Raw genomic sequence first — 8,812 nt, 5'->3', positions numbered from 1 at the left:
GTGCGCGAGAACGAGTCGATCTACCTGCCGCTGGGCGCCGTCCACCGCCTGGAGAACCCGGGCAAGACCATGCTGGAAGTGATCGAAGTGCAGACCGGCGGGTACCTCGGCGAAGATGACATCGTGCGCTTCGACGACACCTACGGTCGCGTCACCTCCATCACCGCACGCGCCAAGTGACGACACGGCGCGGCACGCGCCGCGCCAGCCCTTTTCGAGACGAGAGACCGCCCATGGCCACCCCCGAAGACGAAAAATCCGCCGAACGCATCAAGGACTCCGCCCAGCAGATCTGGCTGGCCGGGCTGGGCGCATTCGCCAAGATGCAGCAGGAAGGCAGCAAGGCTTTCGAGGCACTGGTCAAGGACGGCCAGGGCATCCAGAAGAAAACCCAGCAGGCGGCAGAGGAAACACTGGCCCAGGCCCAGGCTCGCATGGCCGGACTCGCCAGCGAGTTCGGCGCCAAGGCGACGGGGGGCTGGGGCAAGCTGGAAAACATCTTCGAAGAACGTGTCGCCCGTGCGCTGAAGAATCTGGGAATACCGTCCGCCGAGGACGTGGCTGCGCTGCAGGCACGCATCGAGGCACTCGAAGCCCGGCTCCAGGCGCAGCAGGGCCAGGCCGGGGGCACCACCCCGTCCCGCTCCGCCCGCAAACCTGCTGCGCGCGCGCCATCGCCCGCACCCAAGAAGACAGCTCGTCGTCGCACGCCCCGCACGGACGATTGACCGGCGGACACCACGATTTGCGCCCGCCAGCGGCGCACATGCGCTAGAGTGAACCCCAGAGACAAAAACGGGGCTTCACCATGGCCAAGAAAGCACCGCGCCGCACGGCAGAACGCATTCTGGAGATCGCGCTCGATCTTTTCAATCGCTTCGGTGAGCCGAACGTGTCGACCACGCTCGTGGCCAATGAACTGGGCATCAGCCCAGGCAACCTGTACTACCACTACCCGGCCAAGGACGAGCTGATCAACAAGCTCTTCGAAGCTTACGAAGCCGATCTGAACGAGTTGCTGCATGCGAGTTCGGGCATTCAAGACGTCGAAGACGCCTGGTTCTTCATGCACAGCCTGTTCGAACTGATCTGGCGCTACCGTTTCCTCTACCGCGACCTCAACGATCTGCTGAGCAAGAACCGACACATCGAGACCCAGTTCCAGATCGTGCTCAAGAAGAAGGCGCAGGCGATCCGCGCGCTGCTCGCCGGCCTGAGCCGAGCCGGACATCTGGACATCGAGGCACGCGAAGTCGACGCGCTTTCGCAAAGCATGGTGGTCGTGCTCACCTACTGGCTGAACTACGAATACGTGCGCAATCCGCGCGAAGCGCTCGAACCTGCGCATGCCCAGAGTGCGCTGCTGCGCGGCGGCCACCACACCCTGCACCTGCTCGCCCCCTACCTCGCTCCTGACCAGCGCCGGCACCTGTTGACGCTCAGCAGCGCCTACAGCCGCGAAGATGCGGCCTCACCCACTCCTGCGTGACGCCATGCCGTACATAGATTCCTCGCAACGATCCTTCGTGCCGTCGGAGCTGGCGGGCGCCGGCCTGGCCGTGGTGCCGAGCCATCCCTGGGCCGTCACTCCCTATACCGACCTCCCCCATTTCGATGAAACCGCGGTGCGCACGCAATGGGAACGCCTGCATGCCGGCCAGGGTCGGCCGCCCCCTCCCGAGGGCACGCTGGCGCAAGGCTGGGTGCGTTACCACTGCGGCGACTTCGAAGGCGCAGCCGCCGTGGGCCTGCAGCACGGCACAGCAGGCCTGGCACTGACCAACCAGGCCACCGCCATCTACGCCAACTATCTGGAGTCGCGCGACAGCGTGCGCCTGGCACTGCTGCGCCAGGTGGCCGAACGCGCCGCCCAACGCCTGCATGCGGCGCCCGACGACAGCGACGCACACTACTGGTACGCCTACGCGCTGGGTCGATACAGCCAGGGCATCAGCGTTGCAAGGGCACTGGCGCAAGGCCTGGGCAGCCAGGTCAAGGACGCGCTGGAACGCGTGATCTCGCTGCGGCCCGCGCATGCCGATGCGCACATTGCGCTGGGCGCCTTCCACGCTGAAGTCATCGACAAGGTCGGCCCGCTGGTGGGCCGCATGACCTATGGCGTGCGTGCCGACGCGGCCCGCGACCTGTTCGAACGTGCGCTGGCGCTCAACCCCCACTCCGCCAGCGCCCTCATGGAGCATGCCCGCGCCCTGGTCATGCTCGAAGGCGAAACCGCCATGGCCGAGGCGACGCGGCTCTATGAACAGGCCGCCGCACTCAGGCCGGCCGATGCGCGCGAGCGCCTCGACCAGGAACTGGCGCGCGCCGGACTGCACGACTGACCTGCCGCAGGGTGGAAATAGACGGCAACGTCACTTAAGATGGGCTTCCGCTCCATCCCGAATCCATTCCACCTTCGCTCTCCACGTCCGCCATGTCCGACCTGAACACTGCCTTCGAAACCGCCCAGGCCAACTCCAAGCTTCTGGCAGAACGCCCGGACAATCCGACGCTGCTGCAGATCTATGGTCTCTTCAAGCAGGCGACCGAAGGTGACAACACTGCCAAGCGGCCCAGCTTCAGCGACTTCGTCGCACGCGCAAAGTGGGATGCATGGACCGCCCACAAGGGCGTCGGTGCCGACGAGGCAAAGCAGAAGTACATCGACCTGATCGAGTCGCTGCGCGGCTGAGCCTTCAGATCATCAAGCGCGCCGCGAGCGCCAGCAGCAGCGCGGGTGGCATCACGATCGCCCCGAGCTTGAAGAAGCGCCAGAAGCCAACGTCCTCGCCCTCGCGGCGGATTGCCGTCAGCCACAGGATGGTCGCCAGCGAACCCGTCACCGAGAGATTCGGCCCCAGGTCCACGCCGATGAGCAGCGCGTCAACCACGTGTTGCGGCGGCTGCGCCAACTGCAGGGTCGAACTCGCCACCAGGCCCGCAGGCAGGTTGTTCATGAGGTTCGACACGACCGCGATGGCCCCGCCGGCCACCCAAGGCGTCGCCTGTGGCGAGGCGGCAACCGAACGCGTCAGCAGGCGCGCCAGGTCGCCGATCAGGCCGGTCGCCACCAGCGCCTCGACCAGCACGAACAGCCCCGCCACCAGCGGCAGCACCGCCCATGACACACCCCGGACCGTCTCCCAGGGCGACGAGCGCGCCACCACGAGCACGACCGCTGTCGTCAGGATGCCCATGACCGCCGTTGGCAGGCCCAGTTGCAGGTCACGCGCCGACACCACCAGCAGCACCACGGCCGTCAGGACGATGCCGACCATGGCCGTCCAGGCGCCAGCCGACAACCGGGGCACCTCGACATCGCGTTCGCACTGCGCCTGCAGCCGCCGGCCCTCGGTGAAACGCAGCGCCACGTAGGTGGCCACGATCGAGAGCAACGCCGGCAATGCAAAGCTGGCCAGCCAGGCACCCAGCGGTGGTGTGCGGTCGCCGTACAGCACGATGTTGGCCGGGTTGGAGATCGGCAGCACGAAACTCGCCGCATTCGCAATGAAGGCGCAGATGAAGAGGTAAGGCAGCGGCTCCACCTTGGCCTTGCGCGCCGCGGCATACACGGCCGGGGTGAGCACCACGGCCGTGGCGTCGTTCGACAGGAAGGTCGTGACCAGCACGCCCACGATGTAGATCAACAGGAACAGGCGCCGGGGCGAGCCGCGCGCATGGTTGACGGCCTGCGCCGCCACCCAGTCGAACAGGCCCTCGCGCCGCGCGATTTCCGACAGCAGCATCATGCCGATGAGGAACAGATAGACATCCGTGCCCTTGCCGACGGCCAGGAGCGCCTCACGATAGGGCAGCAGACCCAGCACGACCAGCAACACGGCCCCCGAGACGGCCCACACGGCCTCGGGCAGCCTGAACGGGCGCACGATCACCCCGGCTGTGGCAGCGGCCGCGATGGACCAGGAGGCCAGGTGCGCCTGGTGCACAGAGAGCGTCATGCGGCGTGTGGCGGTGCGTCGATCATGCGATCGAGGTTGCGGGTAACCTTGTCCTTGATGGCGTCGCTGAACGCGTCGAGCAGAAAGCCCAGCTGCATGTCGACGACGAAGACGTCGCCCGTGACATGCACCTTGCCCTCGATGCCCACGCGCTTGAATTCGACGGTGTCGCCGGCTTCTCCTGGCGTCCAGGTGCAGGCAAGCCCGAAGTCTTTTTCCGCCTCCTCGACCCACTGGCGGCACACGGCCCGCGCGCGATCGAGGCCCAGCGCATGATTGCGCTCGATATGAATGTCAGCCACCGTTGTGTCCGTTCTTTGAGGGGGAGATAGAGATGGCGAGTGTGCCGCGAAGCGCGACCTCGCGGGTGTAGGCGGCAGCCGTCGCAGGCTGCAGGGCCTGCAGCGCCCGCAGCCGCTCGGCCTTCGGGAGCGCCGCGATGCGCCGGACCTCCGCGTAGAAGCGCGGCCAGTCGCCACCTTCGCGTGCATGCAGCGCCTCGAAGGCCGGCACCAGATCGTCGTAGGCCGCCTGAGCGCCAAACATCGCATTGTTGGCACGGGCCACCCAGGCGTCGTAGGCGTTCTGGCGAGGGCCGCTCCACCCCGCCTTCAACTGGGCATAGCGCGCATGGAAGTCGCGCATCGCGGCCTGCTTCATCGCTTCGACAGCCGGCCAGTCGCCAGCGCGCGCCTCGTTCGAGCCGTAGATCCCCTCGAGCTGCTGGCGCGTGGACAGCGCCAGCGCGCGGAACTGCTGGCGCTGCAGGTCGAACTGCGCGTACTCGGCGCGTGCGGCGTCGCCAGCCCGGCTCGCGAGCCAGCGTGCACCGCCGATGCGCTCGACCGCCGTGGCGAAGGACTCGTTGAAGCGCGTGTCGTCAGGCACGTAGAGCATCTGGTGCGCCAGTTCGTGGAAGATCAGCCGTGCGAGTTCGCCTTCCGGATAACCGATGAAGGTGCTGAGCAGCGGATCGCCTCCGGCCCAGTTCAGCCAGCCCAGGGTCGAGTAGGCAGGCACCGGATACACCGAGACTTCCAGCCCCTTGGCACGCTGCACTTCGGCCTCGCGGTTGGCCAGCGCCTCGTCGTAGTAGCCACGGTAGCCCACGCAGCCGGCCACCGGAAAGCACCAGGTCTCCAGCGTGAGTGCATAGCGCGGCGCGGCCACCACATTCCACACGGCAGCACGCCGGTGCAGGTCGGCGTAGCCGGTGTAGCTGCGGTTGTCGGGCAGGCCGACGTCGGTCACGGCGAAACGGCGGATACGCTGGGTGAGTTCGAGCTTCGCCTTGAGCGCCGCGGACGTCGTCGGATCGGCCAGCCAGTCATCGACCGGCCGCGCAGCGCGCATCACGCCCAGATGGCCGCTGGCCGACTGCCAGTAGTAGCCGAGGTCGGCGCAACCTGCGAGCACCAGCGCCAGACCGAGCGCGAGCATCGTGCGCAGCGCGCTGCGCCAGGGTCTCATGCGCTTTTTTCGACTTGCACGAGGCAGTCGTAGAAAGTCGGGCCGCGGCCGATATCGGTCAGCCGCTGGCTGGTGAGCTCATTGACGTTGGTGCCGTCGAAGCCCAGCTTGCGCCACCAGATGCCCATGCCGTGCACCACGCCCGGCCGGGCGCGACGCGAAATCTCGGCACGGCAGCGATGCGTGCCGCGGCCGTTGAACACCCGCACCATCGCCCCGTCCACGATGCCACGGGCGGCCGCATCGTCGGCATGGATCTCCAGCAGCGGCTCGCCCTCGATGGCACGCAGGCTGGTCACATTGACGAAGGTCGAATTGAGGAAGTTGCGCGCAGGCGGCGAGATCATCGCCAGCGGGAACGCGGCCGAACTGCCGGCCGTCTCGTAGTTGGGCACATGGTCGGGCAGGCCGTCCATGCCCTGCGCGGCCAGCCGCGCGCTGAAGAACTCGCACTTGCCCGACGGCGTCGGGAAACCACCTGCGGCAAAAGGCGCCTCGGGCAGGGCCACGGTGGTGAAGCCCTGCGCTTGCAACTGCTCGAAATCGATGACGCCCGGCGCGAAGGCGCTGCGGCACAGCGCCTCGTCGTCGTCGGCAAAGCAGGGTTCGTCGAAGCCCATGCGGCGTGCCAACTCGCGGAACACCCAGGCGTTGCTGCGCGCCTCGCCGCGCGGCGCGATGGCCGGGCGATTGAGCAGCACGTCGGTGTGGCCGTAGCTGGTGTGGATGTCCCAGTGCTCGAGCTGGGTGGTCGCAGGCAGCAGGTAGTCGGCGTAGTCGGCTGTGTCGGTCGGGAACTGCTCGAGCACCACGGTGAAGAGGTCTTCACGCGCAAAGCCCGCCACCACCTTGGCCGACTCGGGCGCCACGGCCACGGGGTTGCTGTTGTAGACGACCAGGGCCTCCACCGGCCGCACGGTCTCCAGCAGCGCATCGCCGATGGTGCTCATGTTGACGGTGCGCGGCTTTCGGCCCGCCAGCAGGTCGGGGCGTTGCAATGCCGCGCGGTCGACCGGAAAACTGCCCGAGCTGCTCAGCAGCAGTCCACCCGATCGATGGCGCCAGGCACCGACGAGCGCCGGCAGGCAGGCTATCGCGCGCGCCGCATTGCCGCCGCCGCGCACCCGCTGCATGCCGTAATTCAGGCGGATGGCGGCCGGTTTGGTGGTGCCGTAGTCGCGCGCCAGCGCCACGATCTGCGCCTCGGGCACGCCGCACACCGCCGCAGCACGCGCGGGTGGCCACTGCAGCGCGCGTTCGCGCAGCGCGTCCCATCCCAGCGTGTGCTGCGCGAGGTAGTCGTGATCGAGCCAGTCGTTGCGGATGAGCTCGTGCATCAGCGCAAACGCCAGCGCTGCATCGGTGCCCGGCATCAGCGCGATGTGTTCGTCGCACTTGTCGGCCGTCTCGGTCTTGCGCGGATCGATGCACACCAGCCGGGCGCCTGCGCGCTTGGCCGCCTGCGCATGGCGCCAGAAGTGCAGGTTGCTGCCGATCGAGTTGCTGCCCCAGATGACGATCAGCTTCGACTCGGCAAAGTGCTCCACCCGCATGCCCACCTTGCCGCCGAGGGTGTAGGTCATGGCTTCGCTGCCGGCGGTCGCGCAGATGGTGCGGTCGAGCAGCGAAGCGCCCAGCTTGTGGAAGAAGCGGCGGTCCATCGACTCGCCCTGCACCAGGCCCATGGTGCCGGCGTAGCTGTAGGGCAGCACGGCCTCCGGGTCGCGGGCGGCAATGGCCTTCAGCCGCGCCGCGATGTCGTCGAGCGCCACGTCCCAGGTCACGGGCTCGAACTGCCCGGCGCCCTTGGGACCGAACCGCCGCAACGGCTGCACCAGCCGGTCGGCGTGGTTGTTGCGTTCGATGTAGCGCGACACCTTCGTGCACAGCACGCCGCCCGTGTGCGCATGCGCCGGGTTGCCCTGGAGCTTGACGGCCACGCCGTCCTGCACCGTGGTGACCAGCGCGCAGGTGTCGGGGCAGTCGTGCGGGCAGGCGCCGCGCACGGTCACGGGCTGCGAGGCTTGCGAGCCTTGCGAGGAGAAGGAAGAAGAGGTATCGGCCATCATCGGGGTCGCCTGGAGGTCAGACATCGCTGGAGTCTAGTGGCAAGTGGCGCACACGACAGGCCTGCGCGGCCGGCTCAGCGCAGCAGCTGCGTCGCCGTGTGGATCAGGAGCCCGACCAGTCCGCCGACCAGCGTGCCGTTGATACGGATGAACTGCAGATCGCGGCCGATGTTGCGTTCGAGTTCCACCGTCATTTCTTCGGCGTTCCACTGGCCCACCCGCTCGACGATGTAGCGGCGGATGTCTTCGCGGTAGCGCTCGATCGCCAGCGGCGCGGCGGCAATGAGCTGCTCATTGATCCATTGGCGGATCGCCTCGTCCCGCTGCAGCCGCTCGCCGACCGCGCCGGCCATGGCGGCAATGCGCGCGCGAATCGTCGAATCGCCGCGGCCCAGATCGTCGTGCAGCCAGGCCAGCAGTTGGCCCCAGAGGCCGTGCAGGTAGTCGGCCAGCGCCGGATGCGCCTGCAGCTCGGCACGGATCTGCTCGCCGCGCGCATGGAATTCAGGGTCCAGCTTCAGCCGCAGGACAAAGTCGTCCATGAAATGGTCAAAGCGCTGGCGCAGCGGATGCGCCGGCTCGGCCGCCATTTCAGCCAGGGTGCGCGCCACCGCAGAGACGATCTTGCGCGTGGCCGCTCGCGCGGCGACCTGGTCCAGCCCCACGTACTTCAGCGTCTTGATTTCTCGCGCAATGGCCTCGGTGATCTGCGCCTGGATGGCGTCGTCGTCCATCAGTTCGGCCACCTGGCCCAGCACACCGTCCAGCAGGCGCTGGTGGCGCCCTTCGGCGGTGAGTGCATCCAGCGCCTGGCCGAGCAGGCGCGACAGGTCGAGCCGCGCCAGTCCCGCCGAGGCGGCACGGCCCAGGAAGTCGCGCACGCGTGCATCGTCGAACGCCGACAGGCCATAGCGCACCATCGCCACCGCATAGTCGCCCAGCTTTTTGCCGTTGGCCGGCGCCGACAGCCATGTCGCCAGGCGAGCGGCCGGGTCGAACTGCGCCAGCTTGGCCAGCACCTGGGGTGTGCTCAGGAAGTTGTCGACGATGAAGCCGGCGAGCTTGGCGCCGATGCGGTCCTTGTTGGCCGGAATGATGGCGGTGTGCGGAATCGGCAGGCCCAGCGGATGGCGAAACAGCGCCACCACGGCGAACCAGTCGGCGATGGCGCCGACCATGGCCGCCTCGGCGAACGCGGCGACATAGCCCCACGCCGGGTGGCGTGCCTGCAGCGCGATCGCCACCGCATACAGCAGCGCTGCGCCACACAGCAGTCCGACCGCGATGCGTTTCATGCGACGGGCGGCGCGCTCC

The 8,812-nt window shown here is 67.8% G+C and carries 9 protein-coding genes and 1 pseudogene; 5 read left to right on the top strand and 5 right to left on the bottom strand.

The features are described from left to right. From cpsB to J2W36_RS21565, 5 genes and pseudogenes are all read left to right on the top strand, one after another. Positions 1-180, top strand: a pseudogene (cpsB, locus tag J2W36_RS21585) (mannose-1-phosphate guanylyltransferase/mannose-6-phosphate isomerase); the annotation flags it as partial. A 53-nt stretch (positions 181-233) separates the two neighbouring features. Then, the gene (locus J2W36_RS21580; RefSeq protein WP_307691823.1) at positions 234-728 is read left to right on the top strand and encodes a phasin family protein; all 495 of its coding nucleotides are present in this window, start codon (positions 234-236) and stop codon (positions 726-728) included. Positions 729-808: 80 nt separating this feature from the next. Further along, positions 809-1,489 (top strand): TetR/AcrR family transcriptional regulator, encoded by a 681-nt coding sequence (locus J2W36_RS21575; protein ID WP_307691822.1) that lies wholly within the window; start codon positions 809-811, stop codon positions 1,487-1,489. Between the two features lie 4 nt (positions 1,490-1,493). Continuing rightward, on the top strand, positions 1,494-2,342 hold the full coding sequence (locus J2W36_RS21570; protein ID WP_307691821.1) for a tetratricopeptide repeat protein: 849 nt from the start codon (positions 1,494-1,496) through the stop codon (positions 2,340-2,342). Positions 2,343-2,434: 92 nt separating this feature from the next. After that, the gene (locus tag J2W36_RS21565) at positions 2,435-2,692 is read left to right on the top strand and encodes an acyl-CoA-binding protein (protein WP_307691820.1); all 258 of its coding nucleotides are present in this window, start codon (positions 2,435-2,437) and stop codon (positions 2,690-2,692) included. Positions 2,693-2,696: 4 nt separating this feature from the next. On the opposite strand, the gene J2W36_RS21560 is transcribed toward J2W36_RS21565, so the two are convergent. The 5 genes from J2W36_RS21560 to J2W36_RS21540 all read right to left on the bottom strand — a co-directional run bounded on the left by J2W36_RS21560 (position 2,697) and on the right by J2W36_RS21540 (position 8,793). Then, positions 2,697-3,959 carry an arsenic transporter gene (locus J2W36_RS21560; protein WP_307691819.1) on the bottom strand — a complete coding sequence of 421 codons (1,263 nt, stop codon included), beginning with the start codon at positions 3,957-3,959 and terminating at the stop codon, positions 2,697-2,699. Further along, positions 3,956-4,261, bottom strand: a complete 306-nt coding sequence (locus J2W36_RS21555; protein WP_307691818.1) for a polyhydroxyalkanoic acid system family protein — start codon at positions 4,259-4,261, stop codon at positions 3,956-3,958. Before J2W36_RS21555 ends, J2W36_RS21560 begins: the two co-directional genes overlap by 4 nt. Then, a complete protein-coding gene (locus tag J2W36_RS21550; protein WP_307691817.1) occupies positions 4,254-5,429 on the bottom strand; it encodes an aminopeptidase in 1,176 nt (391 codons plus the stop codon). The genes J2W36_RS21555 and J2W36_RS21550 overlap by 8 nt, the downstream gene beginning before the upstream one ends. After that, on the bottom strand, positions 5,426-7,495 hold the full coding sequence (locus J2W36_RS21545; protein WP_307691832.1) for a molybdopterin-containing oxidoreductase family protein: 2,070 nt from the start codon (positions 7,493-7,495) through the stop codon (positions 5,426-5,428). The genes J2W36_RS21550 and J2W36_RS21545 overlap by 4 nt, the downstream gene beginning before the upstream one ends. A 77-nt stretch (positions 7,496-7,572) precedes the next feature. Next, the gene (locus tag J2W36_RS21540) at positions 7,573-8,793 is read right to left on the bottom strand and encodes a DUF445 domain-containing protein (RefSeq protein WP_307691816.1); all 1,221 of its coding nucleotides are present in this window, start codon (positions 8,791-8,793) and stop codon (positions 7,573-7,575) included. Positions 8,794-8,812: the final 19 nt, after the last annotated feature.

This window comes from Variovorax ginsengisoli, assembly GCF_030811835.1.
GTDB classification, from domain to species: Bacteria; Pseudomonadota; Gammaproteobacteria; order Burkholderiales; family Burkholderiaceae_C; genus Variovorax; species Variovorax ginsengisoli_C.
Note: the sequence above shows the minus strand (reverse complement) of the source record. Positions and strands in the feature narration are given on the sequence as shown.

Bases quoted from the DNA above. Each gene is read 5' to 3' on its own strand.
- J2W36_RS21580 (WP_307691823.1), top strand. From the start codon at position 234: ATGGCCACCCCCGAAGACGAAAAATCCGCCGAACGCATCAAGGACTCC.
- J2W36_RS21575 (WP_307691822.1), top strand. From the start codon at position 809: ATGGCCAAGAAAGCACCGCGCCGCACGGCAGAACGCATTCTGGAGATC.
- J2W36_RS21570 (WP_307691821.1), top strand. From the start codon at position 1,494: ATGCCGTACATAGATTCCTCGCAACGATCCTTCGTGCCGTCGGAGCTG.
- J2W36_RS21565 (WP_307691820.1), top strand. From the start codon at position 2,435: ATGTCCGACCTGAACACTGCCTTCGAAACCGCCCAGGCCAACTCCAAG.
- J2W36_RS21560 (WP_307691819.1), bottom strand. From the start codon at position 3,959: ATGACGCTCTCTGTGCACCAGGCGCACCTGGCCTCCTGGTCCATCGCG.
- J2W36_RS21550 (WP_307691817.1), bottom strand. From the start codon at position 5,429: ATGAGACCCTGGCGCAGCGCGCTGCGCACGATGCTCGCGCTCGGTCTG.
- J2W36_RS21545 (WP_307691832.1), bottom strand. From the start codon at position 7,495: ATGGCCGATACCTCTTCTTCCTTCTCCTCGCAAGGCTCGCAAGCCTCG.
- J2W36_RS21540 (WP_307691816.1), bottom strand. From the start codon at position 8,793: ATGAAACGCATCGCGGTCGGACTGCTGTGTGGCGCAGCGCTGCTGTAT.